The organism is Tianweitania aestuarii (assembly GCF_018457165.1).
In the GTDB taxonomy this organism is placed as follows: Bacteria; Pseudomonadota; Alphaproteobacteria; order Rhizobiales; family Rhizobiaceae; genus Tianweitania; species Tianweitania aestuarii.
On record NZ_JAFMNX010000003.1, the window covers coordinates 28,809 to 48,917 of the forward strand.

Here is a 20,109-nt window from a genome sequence, read left to right on the forward strand (position 1 = left end):
TTCGACACCGGTCGCAGCCTACCCGGTCATCAAAACAAGGGTTCCATCTATGAAAACGACAGTGGTCTGCTCCGGCGGACTGGACTCCATTTCGCTTGCCTACATCACGGCAGCCAAGCATGAACTCACCCGTCTCGTCTCGTTCGATTACGGGCAAAGGCACCGCAAGGAAGTTGATTTCGCGATCCGTGCAGCCGAGCAGCTCGGCGTGCCGCATCACCTTTTCGACCTGCGCCCGATCGGCGCGGCGCTGACGGGTTCGGCCCTGACCGACGACATCGACGTGCCGGACGGCCACTACGCCGAAGACACGATGCGCATCACCGTCGTGCCGAACCGCAACGCCATCATGCTGACGATCGCCTTCGGCCTTGCTGCGGCCAACAACGAGGACGCGGTGGCAACCGCGGTGCATGGCGGCGATCACTTCATCTATCCCGATTGTCGGCCAGCCTTCACCGAAGCCTTTGATCGCATGCAGGCGGCGGCCCTCGACGGCTATGCAAAGGTCAAGCTGCATACGCCTTTCGTCAACGCGACCAAGGCCGACATCGTCACGCTAGGCGCGTTGCACAACACGCCGTTCGAACAAACATGGTCCTGCTACAAGGGCGGCGACATTCATTGCGGGCGCTGCGGCACCTGCGTGGAACGCCGCGAAGCCTTCCATCTCGCGGGCGTGTCGGATCCGACCGTTTATGCCGATCCCGATTTCTGGTGCGAGGCGATCGAAAGGAGGAAGCAGGCCTGATGTTTCGCATCACCAAGGAATTTCATTTCTCCGCCTCGCACCAGCTGTCGCATCTGCCGGCCGACCACCAATGCGCCCGGCTGCATGGGCATAACTACATCGTTGTGGTGGAACTCGCCGCGCCCGCTCTCAACGAAGACGGCTTCGTGCGCGATTATCATGAACTGGCGCCGCTCAAGGTCTATATCGACGGCACCTTCGATCACCGCCATCTCAACGATGTTCTGGAAGGCCCTTCCACGGCCGAGAACATGGCGCGGCACTTCTTCGACTGGTGTGCTGCCCGCTGGCCGGAAGTCACCGCAGTCAAGATCTCGGAAACGCCGAAGACCTGGGCCGAATACCGGCCCCTTACCCCATCATGAGCCTGCGCATCGCCGAAATCTTCGGCCCGACCATTCAAGGTGAAGGCGCGCTGATCGGCCAGCCGACCGTGTTCATCCGCGCCGGCGGCTGCGATTACCGCTGCTCCTGGTGCGACAGCCTGCATGCGGTGGACAATCAGTACCGTCACGATTGGCACGCCATGGAACCGGAAGCGATCATCGCTGAAGTCATGCGCCTGACAGGCGGGCAGCCGCTCACCGTGTCGATCTCCGGCGGCAATCCCGCCATTCAGGATTTCGGCTCGGTGATCGCATTGGGTAAGGCAAACGGCTATCGCTTCGCCTGCGAAACGCAGGGCTCGATCGCCCGCCCCTGGTTTGCCGATCTGAGCCTGCTTGTGCTCTCGCCCAAACCACCCTCGAGCGGGCAAAACACCGATTGGTCCGCCTTCGACGCTTGTCTGGAGGCAGCGAAAGGAACGGACACGGTGATGAAGATCGTGATCTTCGATCATCACGACCTGAACTTCGCCCGCAACGCCGCCGCGCGCTACCCCGCCCTCACGCTCTACCTTCAGCCCGGCAACCCCGAAACCGATCCTTCCCTGCCGGTCTCAGCCCAAAGCCTCAGCGACCGCCTGCTGTGGCTCGTGGAAGAAACCGTCGGCAAAGGCTGGCTAGCACCCCGCATCCTGCCCCAGCTGCACGTCCTGATCTGGGGCAACAAACGCGGCGTTTGAGGTGGCCGGCGTCAACCATCCAGATCCACCGAGGCGTTGACCTGGACGAGCACCAGCAAGTCGGAGCGGGTAATGGCCGGGCCACCTTTGCGTGGGATCTTTTCGCCTTGGCACACCGAGATCACGTAGATCGTCAGATCGGCCAGATCCGCTGAAAACGTAGCCGCAAGATTGTCGCCGCCGCTTGAAGTCCACCCTTCGTCCCGTCTCAGCGCTGACAGCCTCAAGGATGACATTGGCCGTCTCTTGCGCATGCGACAGGTCGTCGATGTGGCGGGATGCGATCTCCTTCATTTTCGTTGAAGTGCGATCATGCATCCGGTGCGCCAAGGAGGCGGAGATCGTGCGCGAAGACGCCAGCTTCGACGACATCATCTGTGTCGTGGGCGATGTCCATTGCGGTCGAAAAGGAGCCCCCACCATCACGCGGCCTTAAGATGAACCGGCGCTGTCGCCCTCCTGCGGCGGACACATCAAGGCATTTGCGATGAAACTGGCCAGTCGATCGGCACGATCTTCGAAGGCTGGCTGATCGCCAATCCAACCGGCTGCGCCGATAAGGGCGAAGAGGTCGTCGCCGTCGACATCCTTGCGCGCAACACCGGCCTGCTGCGCGCTGCGCAGGAGTTTCGTTCCCGCCGCGCGCAGGTTCTTGCAATCCTCGTGCAGGGCGGAACCGGGATCGGCGAGTGCCTCTGCCATCAGGTCAACGATCCCTTTGAACACATGGACGAATGTCGTCGCTTCGATAAACCATGTGGTCAATGCAACCGCGGGCAGATCACTGCGGTAAAGGATCTCAGACCGCGCGATCAGGTCCGATAGCGCCTTCTGCAGCAGAGCTTCCAGCAAGGCCTCGCGGGTCGGAAAGTGGCGATAGAGTGTAGCCAGCCCGACATCGGCCCGTCGCGCAATATCGCGCAAGGACGCATCGACGCCTTGTTCGGCTATGACCTCGCGCGCAACGGCGAGGAGGCCCTCATAATTCTTCTTCGCATCTGCGCGCATTCGAAAGCCCAGCACCGACATGTTGACAAGCGGATCACTGCTCCGAATATAAAGCGAAGCAGTGATCCGGATATAGCGAGTCTGTTTCGGATTGGGAAGGTGACACTGCTCAAGCGTGGAGACGACGATGCGTTACAGGCTTTTTGAAAAATACACCGGGCTTCGGGTGTCGGAACTGGTGCGCGGCACCTCCAACTTCGCAGCGCGCTGGGGGCATGGCACAGAGTTGCCGGAGGCGCGACGAATGCTGGAGGCCGTTATCGAGGTGGCTGAAGAACATGAGGTCCCGCCGGGTGAGAGCGCCATCGCCCGGGTAGCGTCAAAGGGGATCTTCCCGAATATCGCGCCACGCAAAGTGGTTCAGCTCATGCAAACACCCAGATCGCCACACGGTACCAGCGGGTGGCCTGACCGCTACTCCCCATGTGGGGCCGCGCAAGCCGCCCTCGCTTTCTAGAACAAGGAAAACCGATATGATGACGCTTTACTATCACCGTGGCGCCTGTTCGACCTCGAACCACTTTGCCCTTGAGGATGCCGGCGTCGACTACGAAGCGATCGAAGTGCATCTTGATCGTGAAGACGATCCCATCGCGCAGAAGGTGCGTAAACTGAACCCGATGGGGATGACGCCGGTGCTTGTGCTCGCCGATGGCGAGGTCCTAACCCAGAATGCCGCGACCTTGTCCTATATCGCCGACTTGGCACCTGAGAAGGCGCTTCTGCCAAAACTCGGCACGCGCGCGCGGGCGCAGGCGGACAGCTGGATGGCATTCGTGGCCTCCGACCTTCATCCCGTGATCATCGAGTACATCTACAAGGGCTTCGGCAAAACCGATGCCGAGCAAGCGCGTCTGATCGACTTCTATGAAGGTAGGGTGGCGCGGCGCCTGAGGGTGCTGGAAGAACGGCTGGCTGACCAAGCCTTCATCCTCGGCGATGATTACTCGGTGATCGACGGCTACGCCTTGGTTGTCCTGAACTGGTCTATCCCGGCTGGGCTGTCACTGGACCCATACCCCAATCTCCGCCGGTATATGGAAAGACTGGAAGCGCGCCCGTCGATCCGCAAGGTCCGCGAGGCAGAAGGAACAATCAGCTGGTAAGGGCCATCCCCGTCCGCCTCAGGCGGAGCATATTGGTGCGTTGTCTGAGACTTTTGGCCTTCAGGACGATGCGTTATCGCCCCAATCACCCCGGAGACCGTGGGTGATTGGATCCACTGGCTGGAGCGCTGCTGGCAAACCGGCATCCACACCATCGCGGTAACGACATCAGGGTCGACGGGGGTTCCCAAAATCTGCCGACACGAGGTTGCGGATCTATTGGAGGAGGCAGAAGAACTTGCCGTGCAGTTCGCGGATCGGCGACGCCGTCATAGCCCTCGCGGCCCCTCACCATCTCTACGGCATGATTTGGACGGCTTGCTTGCCTGCAGCTCTCGGAATTCAGGTATCCGACCGAACGCTCGGTAGTCCGATCGGCCTGGAACCGGGCGATCTCGTCGTTGCCGTCCCGGACAAGTGGCAGACGATGCTACAGATGAAGCAGCCTGTGCCCCGTGACTGCGTGGCAGTTAGTTCGGCGGGCTTGTTGAGCGATCAACTAGCAGCCGAACTCCTGAGTGCCGGGTTCGTTCGGGTCGTGGATGTCTATGGCTCTTCGGAAACGGGCGCTATCGCAATGCGCAACGCACCCGCAATTGGATTTGAACTCCTTTCGCACTAGACCTTGAAGCCCACCGAAGAGGACTGGCAGATTGCGGATCGAAACGGCCGCATCTTCGAAATGCCCGATTGCGTTGAGCGGCTGGGACCTCGTTGTGTAAAACCCATTGGGCGGCGTGATGGTGCAGTGAAGGTCGGGGGATACAGCGTCTGGCCGCAACGGGTGGAGCGAATGCTGAAAGAACTCGACGGCGTCGCAAATGTCGCGATACGTTTGGGCACTAACGGGCGCCTGAAAGCTTTCGTGGTTCCGCAAGAAGGCATAGAACCTGACACCCTTCATACTTCATTGGAGAGGTTTGTAGCCGAACGGCTTACCTCACCAGAGCGCCCAAAGTCGTTCCATTTTGGTGACGCGCTCCCGCGCAATGACATGGGCAAGCTTGCAGACTGGTCCTAAATCTAGCCAACAGAACGTGGTCATCGACACATTCCTGGGGCGATCTTCTTTATCGACAGGATGCTGCTCTTCAGCGAATGTTTGACCTCGGCACCAACGTCGCCCTTTCAGTCCATCGATGAAGCATGCAAGCATGGGAGCGGGCGCTACGAAGCCCGGACTTATCCGCTCTGACAAGCGCGTCATCCTGATCACCGCACGGGCGCGTGGGCCGATCCCTGCTCCGTCACCGAGCGCTCTATGCGCTCACGGTCGAGAACTCCCGAACGGCGCAATTCCTCCTTCAGCTTGCTGATCGGTGGCGCGTAGAGAAAGCCAAAAGACACGCAGTGGCCGCGCCCCTCCACCGCGTGGTGGAGCCGATGGGCTTGCACGAGCCGCTTAGCATAGCCGCGATGGGGAACGTAATTGAAGGGCCAACGCTGGTGAACGAGCCCGTCATGTACGATGAAGTAGAGCAGGCCGTACAGCGTGACGCCCCACGCGATCGCCAGAATTACCGGGGATAATGCCTGTCCTACGAAGAACAAGGCGATTGCAATCAAGCTGAACACCAAGGCGTAGAGGTCGTTCTTCTCGAAAAAACCCTCTGTTTCCTCATGATGGGACTTGTGCCAAGACCAACCGCTGCGCCCATGCATCACGAATTTGTGCATCGACCACGCAAAAACCTCCATCGCAGCCACGGTGACGAGAGCTATCGCGACGTAGATGAAAAATTCAAGTGTCATGGTGATCCTGCGGAATCCACTTCTGGCAGGCGAGCATTGCCCGCGTCGATCCATTTCCAGGATATGGGCATCAGAACGTGGCTGGCAAGCCTTGTCCGATGTGCGTCACCTCGCATTACCGACCTCGGTCGCCGCTCTTGTATATAAAGCCGAATGCCTTCAACCCTGAAAGATGCCAACAGCACTCGCGACTTAGCATTCAAGCGCTTGGCAAAGACAATGCCATCATTTGCAGAGGCAAAGGTGGTAGGTGCTCGACTCGTTGAGACTTGGGATCCACAAACGGGATGGCTCAAGCAGCGGCAGGAACATGCCACCAACCAATATCAAGAGCCTACAGCAATGGAACTGACGATGATCAGGAGCAAGGCGACTGCCTCAACTGGCACCTGTTGGCTTCGAACCGCTCTTGCGCCGCGAGCATCTCCAGTTGATCGTGGATTACTTCGGGCGAGGGAATTAAGTTCTTTTACGTAGCGCCCAAACGAGCGCCGTCGATTGTCATAAGCCTTGGAAAGAACGTCGACCTGCCCAATATACAAAGGCCTGCCGAAAACGAGTTAAGCCACAGACTGCAGCTGACCGTACAGACCAGGATGGAGAGATGTGGATGAGCGACGCCGCCGCCTCGGAATGCTCGAAATCCCTCGCTCAGCGCGAAGGCGCGCCTGTGCTCAAGCCCCGCACTCGACCATTTCAGGCGGCAATCGGTTTGACGCTGGCAGCCTGTGTGTTCGTTGCTTGGTCGACGATCCACATCGGTGCGGTGTTCTTTCTCGATCTTGGCTGGCGGACGCTTCCGTTCGTTCCCCTCTTGATCGCTCTGCAGTGCTGGCTGACAGTGGGGCTCTTCATCGTTGCGCACGACGCGATGCACGGTTCGCTCGCGCCAGGCTGGACGAGGCTGAATACTTTTGTCGGTGCGTTCATCCTGACGATCTATGCCGGTTTCGGCTGGCGCCATATCCGCGGCGCCCATATGAGCCACCATGACGCTCCAGGCACCGCCGATGATCCGGACTTCTGCATCGACGAGCCTGATCGTTTCTGGCCGTGGTTTTGGACCTTCTTCAAACGCTACTTTGGGCGTCGATCCATCCTCTTCGTGTGCAGCGTGGTGGCGACCTACATCCTTGTGTTTCGCGCCTCAGTCTTCAACGTCGTACTGTTTTACGGGCTGCCGTCGCTCCTGTCCTCGCTGCAACTCTTTTATTTTGGCACGTTCCGCCCCCACCGCCACGAGGAGGAGAATGGTTTCTCTGACCGGCACAATGCCCGCTCGAATGAGTTTGGCTATCTGGCTTCGCTCCTCTCCTGCTTCCACTTCGGCTATCATCACGAGCACCACACTCAGCCTTGGGTGCCATGGTGGGGCTTGCCGGTTTATCGGCGGGAAGGGCAACAATCGCGAACCTCGCCCGGCCCGAGGCCCGGAGCAATATAACGCTAGGTGCCGTCATTCGGGATCTTAGGCGAAAATCCATCAACATCGGATTTTGATCGATCGGCTCTGTTGACCCGGTTATCTTATGCCGCAGCTCGCTCGTCCTCCTTGGCTTCATCGAACAAAGCGACCTCAATCTAGCCGCTACGCAATATCCACTTAGGAAACATCTATCATGGGACGAGCTACCTAGAGGGCGAAGACAACCTTTGTTCCGGCTCACCTGAGTGTCTACCATCAGCGAAGGGTAGTATTCTTGTGAACGACCGACTTCGCGGCACGTGCAATCGCAATTCAACTGCCACCTGAATGGCCGGATCTTCAGCCCGCCGCTTGGAAGCGGACCTTCAGCTTTCCACCCATAGGCGCCATAGATGCTCTGACCGTCTCCCGAGTGGGAAATGATTTACCAAAGCGTACTCTGGCCGGGAGCGGACGGTCTGCTTCTGGGTTCGCACCGACAAGAAGCTGCCGTTCCGCTAGCGGCCCCCAACCCTGCCGTCGAGGACGAGATCCGAGCACCTGAAAGCTGACGTCTCTTTCGCCCTCCTTATCCAAGTTGACGGGATCAACGGACAGTTTGTTCGAGCGCGTGAAGAGGCGCGTGACCGCCCCTCTCTCTCCACGAGCGGCCTAGGCTTTGCACTTAGAACGCCAACACCCATGCGCTTCTCCAAGCTATGTTCAACCGCCGGACTTATAGAGCTATATGGGTTTAAGTCCTCCGCCGAGGTAAGCCAGCGAAACGGCTGAGCGAGGGCGAAAAGACTGCAATCGCATTCTTGTATTTCCTCGTTCAGCTTAAGGATCAGCATTTCGATCTGGCCGAAAGCGTGGTCGTGATTGACGACCCAATCTCCAGCCTCGATTCATCCGCGATCTATCAGGCGTTTCGTTCCTAAAAAAAAGAAGCCAAGGACGCGAAGCAACTCTTCATCCTCACGCATAACTTCGAGTTCTTGAAACTGCTGATCAACTGGTTCGACAATTCGGGACTAAAGAAGGCCGAAAAGTCCCACACGATGGTGGTGTGCACGGAGTGCGCGAGCGGTCGTTCCGCACGTCTGGCGCCACTCGACCAGTTCCTGATCGAGCACGCTACGGAGTATCATTACTTATTCAAGGTGCTCTACACGTTCCAATCAGACGGAACGATCCTGAGCTGCTATCATATCCCGAACATCGCCCCTTCTTGGACTTCCACGTTCCCTCGAAGGGCTCGCTATACTCCAAGCTTGATAAAGTGGACTTCGATGATCACAAGAAGACGGCGATTAACAAGTTCGCCAACGACCTGTCACACCACACTGGGAAAGGGTTCGACCCTGCACTGGTGGCGGAATCCCAGAAAAATGCCAAGTATCTTTTAGAAATGATTAAAGCGGTTGCTCCGCTGCACTATGGTGGCCTCGAAGCACTTTCCAAATCCTGAGCACTAGGCGCGCGCCGACGTGCCACCTCGTTTTGGAGAGCACTCCATTCTTAACGCCACGACTTCACTGTCGAAATTTCTGAGCCTCCAACGTCCGAAAGCGTCTGCTTTACGTATGTCCGGGCTAATAGCTGCCTGGCTCCTAGCCACCAAAGGTTGCCGGGAGATAACCGAACTCGGCTGCCCGACGGGAAATCATTTCCTAAGGCAGTCTCTGGCCGTAAGCAGACGGTCCGCTTACAGGGGCCTTTACCGAGTAGCTGCAATTCGTCTGAGCTGCGCCAGCCAGGGAAACCTGTAGCCTTGAACATGTGTCTTTGTAGATACTACTGAGGCTGAACAGAGGCTTCTCGAGAAGGCTGCGCTGTAGTTGAGTGCGAATAAGGTTCACGTCGTTCGCTGGATTTCAGATCCGTTCCGAATGCTGCCTGCCGAACCTCTGATCGTCACTTGTGTAATTGGCAGCACGAGCCAGGCGTGGATTGGTCGGCGAGCCTTACGGTCCGCTACCATGAATAGCCCCTAGATTTGTGGACGCCTTCTTCCCTAATTTTGAGGCATGGAGGCCCTGATGCGGTCTGGCAATTTCACTGATGAATTCAGGCGCGATGCGATCGCGCAGATCACCGAGCGGGGCTATCCCGTTGCGGAGGTTTCTAAGCGTCTCGAGGTCAGTCAGCACTCGCTTTATGCATGCCGCAGGAAGTTCTCGAAGCCTTCGTCTCGACGGATGACGATTAAGCGGCAGAGATCCGACGCCTCAAGAAGGACTGGCGCGCGTTACCGAGGAGCGCGACCTCCTAAAAAAGCCACCGCGTATTTCGCCAAGGAATGCAGGGTGAAATACGCGTTCGTTGCCCAGCATCGCCAGCAGGTCAAGGTGCGGGCGATGTGTCGCTGCCTGGGCATCCGACCCAGCGGCTTTTATGCTTGGCTGAAGAACCCGTTGAGCAAGCGGGCTCGAGAAAACGAACGTCAGACGGAGCTTCTCGACAAGGCCTGGAAGGAGAGCAGCAGGGTCTACCACTATCGCAAGCTGCACGACGACCTTCTTGATCAGGGAGAGAGCAGTTGCGCCAACTGCATCGCCCGTCTCGCCAAGCTGGCCTTGATCAAGGCGCAGATCGGCTGGTCGCTGAAGAGCCGGCAGACTACCTATGTCGTGCTGCAGACTTTGCTCATGGCGGTGTAGCTTCGAAAGCCGAAGAGCAAGGTCTTGGTCCATTCCGATCAAGGCTCGCAATTCATCAGCATGGATTGGGCGGCGTTCCTGAAGCACCACAATTTTGAGCACTTGATGAGCCGTCGCGGAAACTGTCATGACAACGTCGTGGAGTAAAGCTTTTTCAGTCTCCTCAAGCGCAAGAGGTTACGGCGCAGGACCTACCGAACACGCGAGGAGGCAAGGCACGACGTGTTCGACTATATCGAGATGTTCTACAACCCGAAGCGCAAGCAAGTTGGAAACGGGATGCTGCACCCGTCGAGTTCGAACGGCAGCAGACACAGTTTATGAACATTGGGCTATTCAGTTGTATTCATAGGCTCCGGTGTCAACTAGATGAGGTGGCGCCGGTCATGCGCTCACCATCGGAGGAGAAACCCAATGCAAATCACGCTAAATCGCCGTAAGGCGCTAATCGGTGTGGGTGCCGCCAGCGCAGCCGCCGCCTTCGGTATGCCTGCACGTGCGGCTACCCGCCAACTTACCGTCCTTCATCTCGCCAGCCATGCGCCGAGCTTCATCGCGTTCGAGCGAGGATATTACAAAGAAGCCGGCCTCGATCTCGAACTGAAGTTCTTCGAAGCCGCCCAACCGATGGCGGTCGCAATCGCTTCCGGCGATGCCGACTTCGGCGTTACCGCAATGAGTGGCGGTTTGGTTAGTCTTGCGCAGAAGGATGCTGTTAAGGTGATCGGCGGCGCGTTGACAGAGGAAAAGGGCACCGTTGGTGCAATAATCCTAGCCTCGAACAAAGCTTACGAATCTGGCCTGATGGATTCATCCAAGCTTGCGGGCAAGACCTTCGGTGTAACGACCGCTGGTTCATCTTTCCATTTTATGGCTCACAAAATTGCCAAAGCTAACAACATTCCGATGTCGGAAATCCAGTTGCGGCCTCTTCAGAAGCTCGGTGCGATCGTCGGCGCCATCTCTACCGGCCAGATTGATGCCTGGGCTATACAGCCCAACGTTGCCAAGAAGCTGATCCGCGATGGTGCGGCCAAGCAGATCGGTCTCGTGTCCGACTTCGCGCCAAACTACCAAGTCACGACCGCCTTTACCTCGACGAAGAATGCCAGTGACGAGCGTGCGCTGACGGAGTCTTTCGTCACGGCCTATTCGAGGGCGATCACAGACTACAACGCTGCCTTTGTTGACAAGACTGCCGACGATGCGGAGCGTGACGCTCTGGCCAAGATCATGCACAAGTATGTAGAAAGCGACAGTCCGTTCGAAGTAGCCAAGCAGAACCTGATTGATGGCGCCATGCGCATCAATAATGATTTGGCGCTTTCGGTGGAAAGCTGCACCGAGCAGCTGGAATGGATGAAGTCCGAAGGCATGGTCAAGGACGCGATCACGAGCGAGCAGCTTTTCGATACATCCTACGTCAGGACGATCTGATCGCCCAAAAATCATGTTGAGGAGGCTGACTGGCCTCTGCCTGGGGGCCATATGGACCTTAAAGTTGAGCACGTCAGCCATTCCTATGGCAAAGTCGAGGTCCTGAAGGACATCTCTCTCGATATCTCGCAAGGGCAGATCATTTGTTTGATCGGGCCCTCCGGTTGCGGGAAATCAACCCTTTTGCGATTTCTCGGCGGTCTCGAGAGGCCGACCTCCGGACGACTGCTGCAGATCGGCGATGCACCGCGGGATTGTCTCAATCCCCTTACTTATGTCTTCCAGCATTTCGCGCTGCTGCCTTGGCGCACGGTCGAAGGCAACATAAGGCTGGTGCTGGAGGATCATGGCCTTGGGGGTGCTCAAATGGACGATATCGTTACGGACGTTCTGGAGCGTACCCGCCTTTCTGATTTTCGCACGGCGCTGCCCAAACAGCTTTCCGGCGGCATGCGCCAACGTGTTGCTATCAGCCGAGCGCTTGCGGTGCGTCCTGCCGTGATGCTGATGGACGAGCCGCTGTCCGCTCTTGACAGTCAGACCCGAGAACTCCTGATGGATGATCTCGTGTCGCTTTGGACCCGGCAGCCGTTCACATCGGTCTACGTTACCCACAATCTCCAAGAGGCCGTGCGTCTCGGGCACCGGGTGGTCGTCCTTTCACGGCGGCCCGGTCGCGTCCGCGAGATTGTTGAGATCGACATGCCGCTCAGCAAGCGGAGACTCGGCGACCCGCTGCTCGAGGATAAGCAGAAGCAATTGTGGTCCCTGATGCGTGAAGAGGCCCTGGCCGCCGACAAGGAGTTGGTCGATGTGTGACATCACCTCCATCTCCGCGATGAATGCAGCCCAAAGCGACGATGGCAAGGATAGCGCCGACAGCAATACCAGGGTTCGTACCGTTAAGTTTCGCGGCGGCGGCTTTGCGCCGACCCCGGTACCCGGCATCGCGATCGCACTATTCGTGACACTGTTGGTGCTGGCTGAAGCAGGCACTCGGACAGGCTTGATTTCCAACCTGACACTGCCCCGGCCTTCTGCCGTTCTGGAAACCTTCGTACAGCTTCTAAACACGGGGCTTCTTTGGAAGCACCTGCTCCCATCTCTACAGCGATTGTTCGTGGGCGCGGCAATAGGCATCGCCGCTGGCATCTCGCTTGGCGTGATGATTGGGCTCTTCAGCTATGTACGTGCTGGCCTGGTGCCACTGGTCGCAGCCCTGTTTCCGATTCCGAAAATTGCGCTCCTGCCGTTGTTCGTCATCTGGTTCGGTATCGATGAGATGTCTAAGTACATGCTGATCGCCTTCGGTACGTTCACGCCGACAGTAGTCGCGACCTACGGCGCAGTTGACAATGTCGATCGCTCCCTGATCCGAATGGGTCAGAGCTTCGGTCTTTCCTGGTGGTCGATTATTCGCAAGATTGTCCTGCCGGGGGCATTTCCCGCCATTCTGTCGGGACTTCGGGTGTCGATCTCGATCGCCATCATTCTTCTGGTGGCAGCCGAAATGCTCGGTGCGCAATTCGGGATCGGATCTTACATCCTCGAGGCCGGCTCGCTCTACGATCTCGAAAAGCTATTCGCCGGCGTCACGATCCTTTCGGTAATGGGCCTGATCGTATCCTTCGTGATTAGTCTTCTCGAAAAGCGTTTTTTGAGCTGGCGTGGATAAGCTCACAACGTAAGGGCGCACATGAAAATATAACGCGCTCAGACATAACCAAAAGTTTTATAGGCCTTGTTAAGGAACGATCTAATTTGCTTTAGTCTGACGCCTCGCGGCTTTACCTGCCTATTAGATCCTAAGATGAAAAGGTTGCCGTTGATAACCGAACTCGGCTGCCGGACGGGGAATGATTTCTTAAGGCACTCTCTGGCCGTAACCGGACTGTCCGCTTCCGGGGAGTACTAGGCAAAGCTGCCGTTCTGATCTGCGCGACCAGGCAAAGTTTGCCTAGTCAGTTTTCGACCCCATCACAGTCATTCCAGACCATGACGCGGTCATCTTCAAAGCAGACGCTCTTGACGGGCATGAACAAAGCCCAGTCAGTCGCCTTGCGCTATCCTACCATGTCGATCACCAGCTTCCCGAAGGGGCCGCGATCCATATGTTCGAGGGCAGCGGGTAGGTCGGAAAGCGGATAGCATGCGTCCACCACGGGCTGGATGCCTGCACGATCCACAGCTCGCACCAGGCGCTCCAGCGCCCGGCGACTGCCCGTGCCGATGCCATGGATCGTGATGTTCTTCAGCATCAGGGGCATAGCAGGAGAACTGAACTCGAAGCCGTCTAGAGCGCCGATCTGGCAAACGTGGCCACTGACTGCGGCAAGCTCGACCGATCGGCCGAGATGCGATCCGCCGATCACCTCCAAAACGATGTCCGCGCCGCGATCGTTCGTTATCCGGTAAACCGCTTCCATCCAGTCATCAGCATCGGCGTTTACGAAGTGATCGGCGCCGAGTGCGCGCACCCGCTCTTCTCTTCCAGGGTGGCCACAGATGATGACCTCGGCACCGCTTGCTTTCGCGATTTGCAGACCGAACAAAGCAACGCCTCCGGTGCTGGGGATCAGGACGGTGTCGCCGGCGCGCACTCTGCCGCTTTCCGCAAGCGCCGACCACGCTGTCAGCCCTGCCACGGGCAATGTCGCCGCCTGCCAGAGTTCGAGGCTTACAGGCGCTTTGACAAACCAGGCCTCCGGCATCGCGACATATTCCGCGAGCACACCCGGATAAAACCCACCAAGCGTCTGGTAAGCGGGAGTTCGGGCGGTGCCCGGACGAAGCCCGTCGATCCAGTCCGGCGTAGGCGTCGAGATGACTTGGTCGCCAACGGCGAAGCGGCTGGCACCCTGGCCGACAGCCACGACCTCGCCGGCCAGGTCCGATCCCGGCGTGAATGGGAAGCGCAGGGGTAGGCCGCGACCGCTCTCCACCACCATCTTGTCGCGGTAGTTCAGCGCCACAGCCCCCGCGCGGACAAGGATCTCGCCTGCGCTGGCTTTTGGTATCGGGCGCTCACGCAGTTGCAGTTGGTCGAGCCCAATTGCATCGATTTCCCAGCGTCGCATGGTTGTCATTGCTCATATCCTCGTTTGCCAACACCGGAGGCCAGATCCACTCACGACCGGTGCGCTTCGACGTCGAAGGGAATGTGCGCCCTGGCATTATGCAAGAGAATGGTCTCTATCTGGCATCATTCGTTGCACCGGGAGTGTACAATGACACCAAACGAGTTTGGCGAGCTGCGTGCGTTCACACTGGTGGTGGAAGAACGAAACTTCCGCCGCGCCGCCAAGCGACTCGGACAATCGCCCTCGGCTCTCAGCCGCACCATTCGGTCGCTCGAGGAGCGACTTGGCGTCCGGCTACTCAACCGAACCACCCGCAGCGTTGCACCGACGGAGGCGGGCCTGGGCCTTTACGGCCGGATCGTTCCCTCCCTTGCAGAGATGGATGCTGCCCTTCGAGAGACTGGCGCCTTCCAAACACGCCCTCGAGGGCTCGTACGGATCAACCTGCCTAGCATCGCAGCCAAGCTTGTGGTGATGCCGCGCCTTGGTGCCTTTGCCGCGGCATTTCCCGACGTCAAACTCGAGCTCGTGATTGATAACGAAATCACCGATATCGTTGCGGAAGGTTTCGACGCTGGAGTCCGCATTGGGGGCCAGGTGAACCGTGACATGATCGCGGTGCGCCTCACTCCAGATCTTCAGAACGCGGTCGTGGGCTCGCCGGACTATTTCACTGCGCACCAAGCCCCAGCGACACCGCAGGACCTCTTCAACCACCGATGTCTCAGCTACCGATGGTCGGGAAGTGGCGCCCTTCTCCCGTGGCGCTTCCGAAACGCGAGCAAGCCCACCGCGACCATTTTGACCGAGAACGTGTTCACGACCAACGATACCGATCTGTTGCTCGCGGGCGCTCTCCAAGGCATGGGCCTGGCTTTCCTGCCCGCCGACTTCGTCGCACCCCATCTCCAGCGTGGCGAACTCATCCGCGTGCTAGCGGACTATGACGAACTGCTGCCGGGCTTCCACCTTTACTACTCCAGCCGAACACAGATGCCCGCAGCATTGCGAGCCTTCATCGACTTCCTGAGACCCAAGACCGCTCCAAGCTCGAACGCACTCATAGCGACGAGCGCCACGGTCTGATCCGGGAAATCGGTTCGAGCGCAAAGGACACACCATGTGGGTCAGCTACTTCGTCTGCCAAGCCGAAAGCCGGCCGTCGCCTTTCCATTAAAGGTAGCCGTCGATGCTCCGACCAGACGCCCGTGGGAAGTGATTTGCTAAGGCTCAATTTGGTCGGAGGGAGACGGTCAGCTTTCAGTAACCGAAACGCGAAAGCAGCCATTCCGCTACCGACCTCCATCCGAGACTATGGCAGCTTGGTACCGCTTCCTTCAAAGCTGCCAACTTAAGATGATGGTCTACGCCATGCTCGCTCCGACTGCTTAGACGCCGAAGGTCACGAGGCCGCGTTCATCGATACGCCACGCGGGATTCCAAGCGATCTCCCAGGCATGTCCGTCAGGATCGGCGACATAGCCACGAAAACCGCCATGGGGCGGTGCGTCTGCCTCGCGAAGCAGCGTGCCTCCCGCTTCAACAAGGCGCCGGATGACAATTTCGACATCGGCTTGATTAGCGACGTTGTGGCCCAGGGCGAAAGCGGATGGAACGCGTCCGCTTGGACGACGCATATCGCCGTCGAGCCCGGAGTTGACCCATGTTCCAAGCATGAGCCCGTTCATTTGATAAAGAGCACGTCCTCGTTCTCAAAGACTGGGGTCCAACCGAAGCCGCCAACGTAAAAGCGACGAGACTGGACGATCGACGCGATGCTAAGCGTAATGACTGAAATCTGTTGCTGCATGTTCCAAAGCCCCCGGGTTCGTCCGTGCTCCATTGCACGGGACGTTCAAGGTCTTGGGCCGTCATCGAGACGACGGAAGGACCCGCTTTCGCGGGGGGCCGTTCCAACCGCACCGACCTAACCTGTTTTAGACAACGCAACGTTGTACGATTTCATGCCTCAGATCAAGAGACCAAAAGGCGGCTTTTCCGGCACCGCGACCAGAAGCGAACGGTTCAAAATTCACCCTTATCGAAATGCCGAGGCGACTGGCTTCACCAAGCAGCAAGTAGTTCCAAAGACGATTTGTGGCCTAAAGCGGACCGTCTGGTCTGGGGCCACAGTGGCAAATAGCTGCCGTTCGGCTATACGACCCTTTCAGCCGTTCTGAACGGAAACAGATGTGCTCAAGAGCGGTCATCGGTCGCCAGCCTATGGTCCTCAGTTATCGCTTCAAGGCTACAGGCGACGACCTCTTCCTCGAAGAGGCTTCCGTTTTACTAACACACGCCTAACACCGCAGTCGGGCTTTACAGTTCGGCCTGATGCTCCAGTTCGATCATCACTGCATGCCGGAGACGCTCATGACGCAAGTACCCCAGACAAAGCTCCGCTCAGGTGCATCTGTCACTGTCCTCGGACAAGGCACGTGGCACATGGGCGAAAGCGGCAGCAACCATTCCGCCGAAATCTCGAGTCTCCGATGCGGTCTCGATCTTGGCATGACGCTCATCGACACTGCCGAGATGTATGCGTCTGGAGGATCAGAGCGCGTGGTCGGTCAAGCGGTCAGCGGACGGCGTGACAAAAGCTTCATCGTCAGCAAGGTGCTCCCGTCTAACGCGTCGAGGATCGGGGAGCTTGTGAACGCAGCCTGCGTAACTTGAGCACGGACCGAATTGACCTCTACCTGCTCCACTGGCGCGGCGGCACGCCGCTGGCAGAGACCGTCAAAGCTTTCGAGCAGCTGAAAGCAGAAGGGAAAATCGGAGCTTGGGGCGTTTCCAACTTCGACGTGGACGATATGGAGGAGTTGATGAAAGTACCCGGCGGCAACGAAGTGGCGGTGAACCAGGTCCTCTACAACCTCAACAGCCGTGGCATGGAGCACGATCTGCTCCGCTGGTGTAGAACTCGCGGCGTCTCGGTAATGGCCTATTCGCCGCTGGATGAGGGACGCCTGCTCGCCAATCCACGGCTGTCGAAGTTCGCGGAAGATCGAGGGCTCACCGCCGCACAGGTCTCCCTGTCGTTTTTGCTGGCTCATGAAGGCGTGATTGCAATACCCAAGACTTCGTCACCTGCTCGCGCTGTAGAAAACCTACATGCCGCCTTTATCGAATTCACCGCAGACGATCTCCTCGAGCTTGATGCGATGTTTCCGCCCCCGAGGAGCAAGGTGCCACTGGCAATGATCTGAGCATCGAAGATGGCAAACGGAGGTACCGGAGTGGAGGATGGCGTGGCGCTGATCCTCGCCCTGCAATTCGATCGGACGTCCTTTGATCGTCTCGATGGCGCTCGCCGTCGCTACTTTCCTGCCGAACGGAACTTCATCCCGGCGCATTTGACCCTGTTCCACCACCTGCCGGCAGAGCGGCACGATGCGATCGTCGACGACGTTGCGACACGATGCCGGAGCCAGGGCCCGTTTCCAATAAGGTTTTCAGGTCTCCGCTTCATGGGCCGGGGCACTGCTTATGTCGTAGAAAGCGATCAATTGATGAAGTTGCGAGCCGACCTGTCGGCGCTCTGGTCCGCAGACCTGAACCGTCAGGACAGCCAAGGTTTCCGGCCGCACGTGACGATCCAGAACAAGGTGGTGCCGGAGGCAGCAAGAGCGCTTTACGACGAGCTGACAAGGAATTTCGAATCCTTCGATGCCACCGCGTCCGGACTGCTCTTGTGGCGCTACCGAGGCGGGCCTTGGGACGCAGCAGGTGAGTTCGGCTTTACGGCTTGAGCGGTGTGGTATGATAGGTGTTGGTGCGAGACACTTGTAGTAGCTGATTGTGCCTAGCTCTAGACTACGCCGCTAAAAGCCTTGGTACGCGGGCCTTCCATCAGCGCCACTCCACCTCGTGCAACGCTTATAAACCTCCGCCGGTAAGACCGCTCCGCTCCGGTCCACCCATGCGGATAAGCTGCTAAAATAACGGATGGTCGTCCCTCTTAGTCAGTTCCGCTGCCGCATATCCGACGCGCTTACCTTGGCCTTGAAGGGCCGTGTTGTTCCGGACCTTCAAGGCCGCGTTGGCAGCGCGTATTAGCTGGCTACATTCGCCAACGCTACGCTCTCACGGCTGAGAAAGCTGAATCCAGCTTGGCTGAACACCTCGACCAAGCCGAACGGAAATTGAAGCACTTCTTTAGCAGCGCAACGGGCATTTTCTAAACTCGATCAATTCGAGAAAGGCAGCAGGCTGCAATGTCGGCTATTGCCACTCGCATTCTTGAAAGAAGCCGTTCCGATTTCTACCACCCGCCGTCTTTCACCGGCCGAAATAATTATGTGAGGTTAATCGTAATTTCAAACCCGGGTTCACTCAGGCAGGCAGCATTTTACCCGGGTTCATGATGTTCTTAGGGTCGAAAACAGCTTTAATGCCCTGCATTAGTGCGATCTCCGCGACGTCAGTGGTACGGGCGAGGCGTGTGCGATAGCTGAGGCCGATGCCGTGCTCGGCGGTAATGCTACCTTCAAGCTCAACAACCACATCGTCGATGATCGTGTCGAGTTCGGCGGAAACGACCTGATAGGCCGCACGATCGGCAAAGCGGTCCGGTGAGAACATGACTACAAGATGCATGTTGCCGTCGCCGAGATGGCCGACATAAAGCGGCGTCGCTTCTGGGAACCTTGCGATGATGCGCTCGCGCGTGCGTGAAACATACTCGCCTTGTCGTTCGAGAGGCACCGAGCTGTCATGCGACATATTTGGACCTGCATGGCGGATCGCTTCCGAAACACCATGGCGCAGGTACCAGAAGTCTTCGGCCTGGGCAGCGTTCTGGGCAATGAGCACATCGCCGGCAATGCCGTCTTCCAGCGTGGCTGCGAGCGTCTCTTCCAGCGGGCTTTTTAAGTCGGCTCCGTCCTTGCTGTCTGTAACCTCCAGCAGGAGCGACCAGGTCGGCGTCTCCGCAAAGGCCGGACGCGCTGCTTTCAACTGCCGAAGCACCAGATCCATGTATGCGCGCTCAGTGATTTCCGCCGAGGTCACGCGCTCGCCGAACGCTGCATGCATGCGGCGCAAAACCTCCAGAGCGGCCGGAATGCTGTCCAACGCGACCATTGCAGTCGCGGTCGCCTTGGGTGCGGGCATGACCCGCATGACTGCGGCCGTGATGATGCCGAGCGTGCCTTCGGAGCCGATGAAGAGCTGCTTCAGGTCATAGCCGGCATTATCTTTGCGAAGGCGCTTCAAGCCGTTGATCACTTTGCCTGAAGGAAGAACGACTTCCAAACCGAGCACCAGCTGACGCGTCACCCCGTAGCGGATAGCTGCCGTTCCCCCGGCGTTGGTGGCGATATTACCACCGATTTGGCAGCTACCTTCTGCGCTGAGGCTCAGCGGGAAGAAAAGATCGGCTTCCGCTGCGGCTTCCTGGATCTTTTGCAGAACACATCCAGCCTCGACAGTAATCGTGCCATCGAGTGCCGAAATTTCGCGGATGCGGTCAAGCCGGCGCAAGGAAAGCCCGATCCCTGGACGCTCAAGTCCATCCGCAGCATTCTTGCCGCGCACTGCCCCGCCACCCACCAAGCCCGTGTTGCCACCTACAGGTGTAATCGCAACATCGTGCTCGGCGCACAAGACAACCACCGCGCTGACTTCCGCGGTGTCAGCTGGCTCGACGATGCACAATGCCTGACCTTCGTAAGACCTGCGAACGTCGATCAGGAAGCTAGCGATGCGGTCCGGCGCAATCAATACATGCCGCTCACCGACGATTGTGGTCAGAGCGGTCAGGAAATCGGCAAATTCGGTCATCTGGCAGGTCTCAGAAGGGAAACGCCGCCCGGGCAGAACAGGCGCGGGCGGCAGGAG

General features: G+C 58.2%; 17 protein-coding genes and 4 pseudogenes. 15 read left to right on the forward strand and 6 right to left on the reverse strand.

Annotation, left to right across the window (positions count from 1 at the left end):
- Positions 1–49: 49 nt before the first annotated feature.
- The 3 genes from queC to queE are packed head-to-tail and all read left to right on the forward strand — an operon-like array spanning position 50 to position 1,817.
- Entirely contained in the window at positions 50–751 is a 702-nt protein-coding gene (gene queC / locus JYU29_RS12030; RefSeq protein ID WP_213985084.1) for a 7-cyano-7-deazaguanine synthase QueC, read from the forward strand.
- On the forward strand, positions 751–1,116 hold the full coding sequence (queD, locus tag JYU29_RS12035; RefSeq protein WP_213985085.1) for a 6-carboxytetrahydropterin synthase QueD: 366 nt from the start codon (positions 751–753) through the stop codon (positions 1,114–1,116). The genes queC and queD overlap by 1 nt, the downstream gene beginning before the upstream one ends.
- A complete protein-coding gene (gene queE / locus JYU29_RS12040; protein WP_213985086.1) occupies positions 1,113–1,817 on the forward strand; it encodes a 7-carboxy-7-deazaguanine synthase QueE in 705 nt (234 codons plus the stop codon). The genes queD and queE overlap by 4 nt, the downstream gene beginning before the upstream one ends.
- 47 nt (positions 1,818–1,864) lie before the next feature.
- On the opposite strand, the pseudogene JYU29_RS18560 reads toward queE, so the two are convergent.
- A pseudogene (locus JYU29_RS18560) lies at positions 1,865–2,005 on the reverse strand (urease accessory protein UreG); the annotation flags it as partial.
- A gap of 244 nt (positions 2,006–2,249) precedes the next feature.
- Positions 2,250–2,846: a TetR/AcrR family transcriptional regulator gene (locus tag JYU29_RS12050; protein ID WP_347879889.1), complete on the reverse strand. Its 597-nt coding sequence runs from the start codon at positions 2,844–2,846 to the stop codon at positions 2,250–2,252.
- Between the two features lie 452 nt (positions 2,847–3,298).
- Here JYU29_RS12050 and JYU29_RS12055 point away from each other — a divergent pair, with 452 nt between their 5' ends.
- Positions 3,299–3,931: a glutathione S-transferase family protein gene (locus JYU29_RS12055; RefSeq protein ID WP_213985088.1), complete on the forward strand. Its 633-nt coding sequence runs from the start codon at positions 3,299–3,301 to the stop codon at positions 3,929–3,931.
- 625 nt (positions 3,932–4,556) lie between these two features.
- Positions 4,557–4,952, forward strand: a complete 396-nt coding sequence (locus JYU29_RS12060) for an AMP-binding enzyme (protein ID WP_213985089.1) — start codon at positions 4,557–4,559, stop codon at positions 4,950–4,952.
- 191 nt (positions 4,953–5,143) lie between these two features.
- Here JYU29_RS12060 and JYU29_RS12065 read toward each other — a convergent pair whose 3' ends face one another.
- Positions 5,144–5,683, reverse strand: a complete 540-nt coding sequence (locus tag JYU29_RS12065) for a sterol desaturase family protein (RefSeq protein WP_213985090.1) — start codon at positions 5,681–5,683, stop codon at positions 5,144–5,146.
- Between the two features lie 610 nt (positions 5,684–6,293).
- On the opposite strand from JYU29_RS12065, the gene JYU29_RS12070 reads away from it, so the two are divergent.
- The 7 genes and pseudogenes from JYU29_RS12070 to JYU29_RS12095 all read left to right on the forward strand — a co-directional run bounded on the left by JYU29_RS12070 (position 6,294) and on the right by JYU29_RS12095 (position 12,863).
- Positions 6,294–7,127, forward strand: coding sequence for a fatty acid desaturase (locus JYU29_RS12070; protein ID WP_250157417.1), 834 nt, complete (start codon positions 6,294–6,296; stop codon positions 7,125–7,127).
- 782 nt (positions 7,128–7,909) lie between these two features.
- Positions 7,910–8,254: pseudogene (locus JYU29_RS18355) on the forward strand (AAA family ATPase); the annotation flags it as partial.
- Positions 8,255–8,319: 65 nt separating this feature from the next.
- Positions 8,320–8,559, forward strand: coding sequence for a hypothetical protein (locus tag JYU29_RS18360; RefSeq protein ID WP_250157498.1), 240 nt, complete (start codon positions 8,320–8,322; stop codon positions 8,557–8,559).
- 568 nt (positions 8,560–9,127) lie between these two features.
- Positions 9,128–10,062 (forward strand): annotated as a pseudogene (locus JYU29_RS12080) (transposase); the annotation flags it as partial.
- 103 nt (positions 10,063–10,165) lie between these two features.
- Complete coding sequence (locus JYU29_RS12085) at positions 10,166–11,188, forward strand: ABC transporter substrate-binding protein (protein WP_213985092.1); 1,023 nt, start codon at positions 10,166–10,168, stop codon at positions 11,186–11,188.
- Positions 11,189–11,239: 51 nt separating this feature from the next.
- Positions 11,240–12,007, forward strand: a complete 768-nt coding sequence (locus JYU29_RS12090) for an ABC transporter ATP-binding protein (RefSeq protein ID WP_213985093.1) — start codon at positions 11,240–11,242, stop codon at positions 12,005–12,007.
- Between the two features lie 19 nt (positions 12,008–12,026).
- On the forward strand, positions 12,027–12,863 hold the full coding sequence (locus JYU29_RS12095) for an ABC transporter permease (protein ID WP_250157458.1): 837 nt from the start codon (positions 12,027–12,029) through the stop codon (positions 12,861–12,863).
- Between the two features lie 388 nt (positions 12,864–13,251).
- Here JYU29_RS12095 and JYU29_RS12100 read toward each other — a convergent pair whose 3' ends face one another.
- The gene (locus JYU29_RS12100; protein WP_213985095.1) at positions 13,252–14,274 is read right to left on the reverse strand and encodes a zinc-dependent alcohol dehydrogenase family protein; all 1,023 of its coding nucleotides are present in this window, start codon (positions 14,272–14,274) and stop codon (positions 13,252–13,254) included.
- Between the two features lie 141 nt (positions 14,275–14,415).
- On the opposite strand from JYU29_RS12100, the gene JYU29_RS12105 reads away from it, so the two are divergent.
- Positions 14,416–15,354 carry a LysR family transcriptional regulator gene (locus JYU29_RS12105; protein WP_213985096.1) on the forward strand — a complete coding sequence of 313 codons (939 nt, stop codon included), beginning with the start codon at positions 14,416–14,418 and terminating at the stop codon, positions 15,352–15,354.
- A gap of 302 nt (positions 15,355–15,656) precedes the next feature.
- Here the strand turns inward: JYU29_RS12105 and JYU29_RS12110 are convergent, their stop codons facing one another.
- Positions 15,657–15,944, reverse strand: a complete 288-nt coding sequence (locus JYU29_RS12110) for a VOC family protein (protein ID WP_347879890.1) — start codon at positions 15,942–15,944, stop codon at positions 15,657–15,659.
- Positions 15,945–16,626: 682 nt separating this feature from the next.
- Here JYU29_RS12110 and JYU29_RS12115 point away from each other — a divergent pair.
- Positions 16,627–17,477, forward strand: a pseudogene (locus tag JYU29_RS12115) (aldo/keto reductase).
- Positions 17,478–17,519: 42 nt separating this feature from the next.
- Positions 17,520–18,020: a 2'-5' RNA ligase family protein gene (locus tag JYU29_RS12120; protein WP_347879891.1), complete on the forward strand. Its 501-nt coding sequence runs from the start codon at positions 17,520–17,522 to the stop codon at positions 18,018–18,020.
- Positions 18,021–18,603: 583 nt separating this feature from the next.
- Here JYU29_RS12120 and JYU29_RS12125 read toward each other — a convergent pair.
- Entirely contained in the window at positions 18,604–20,052 is a 1,449-nt protein-coding gene (locus JYU29_RS12125) for an FAD-binding oxidoreductase (RefSeq protein WP_213985098.1), read from the reverse strand.
- Between the last annotated feature and the right edge of the window lie 57 nt (positions 20,053–20,109).

Coding starts and splice junctions, on each gene's coding strand:
- queC (WP_213985084.1), top strand. CDS start 50: ATGAAAACGACAGTGGTCTGCTCCGGCGGACTGGACTCCATTTCGCTT.
- queD (WP_213985085.1), top strand. CDS start 751: ATGTTTCGCATCACCAAGGAATTTCATTTCTCCGCCTCGCACCAGCTG.
- queE (WP_213985086.1), top strand. CDS start 1,113: ATGAGCCTGCGCATCGCCGAAATCTTCGGCCCGACCATTCAAGGTGAA.
- JYU29_RS12050 (WP_347879889.1), bottom strand. CDS start 2,846: ATGTCGGTGCTGGGCTTTCGAATGCGCGCAGATGCGAAGAAGAATTAT.
- JYU29_RS12055 (WP_213985088.1), top strand. CDS start 3,299: ATGATGACGCTTTACTATCACCGTGGCGCCTGTTCGACCTCGAACCAC.
- JYU29_RS12065 (WP_213985090.1), bottom strand. CDS start 5,683: ATGACACTTGAATTTTTCATCTACGTCGCGATAGCTCTCGTCACCGTG.
- JYU29_RS12070 (WP_250157417.1), top strand. CDS start 6,294: ATGAGCGACGCCGCCGCCTCGGAATGCTCGAAATCCCTCGCTCAGCGC.
- JYU29_RS12085 (WP_213985092.1), top strand. CDS start 10,166: ATGCAAATCACGCTAAATCGCCGTAAGGCGCTAATCGGTGTGGGTGCC.
- JYU29_RS12090 (WP_213985093.1), top strand. CDS start 11,240: ATGGACCTTAAAGTTGAGCACGTCAGCCATTCCTATGGCAAAGTCGAG.
- JYU29_RS12095 (WP_250157458.1), top strand. CDS start 12,027: ATGAATGCAGCCCAAAGCGACGATGGCAAGGATAGCGCCGACAGCAAT.
- JYU29_RS12100 (WP_213985095.1), bottom strand. CDS start 14,274: ATGACAACCATGCGACGCTGGGAAATCGATGCAATTGGGCTCGACCAA.
- JYU29_RS12105 (WP_213985096.1), top strand. CDS start 14,416: ATGACACCAAACGAGTTTGGCGAGCTGCGTGCGTTCACACTGGTGGTG.
- JYU29_RS12110 (WP_347879890.1), bottom strand. CDS start 15,944: ATGCTTGGAACATGGGTCAACTCCGGGCTCGACGGCGATATGCGTCGT.
- JYU29_RS12125 (WP_213985098.1), bottom strand. CDS start 20,052: ATGACCGAATTTGCCGATTTCCTGACCGCTCTGACCACAATCGTCGGT.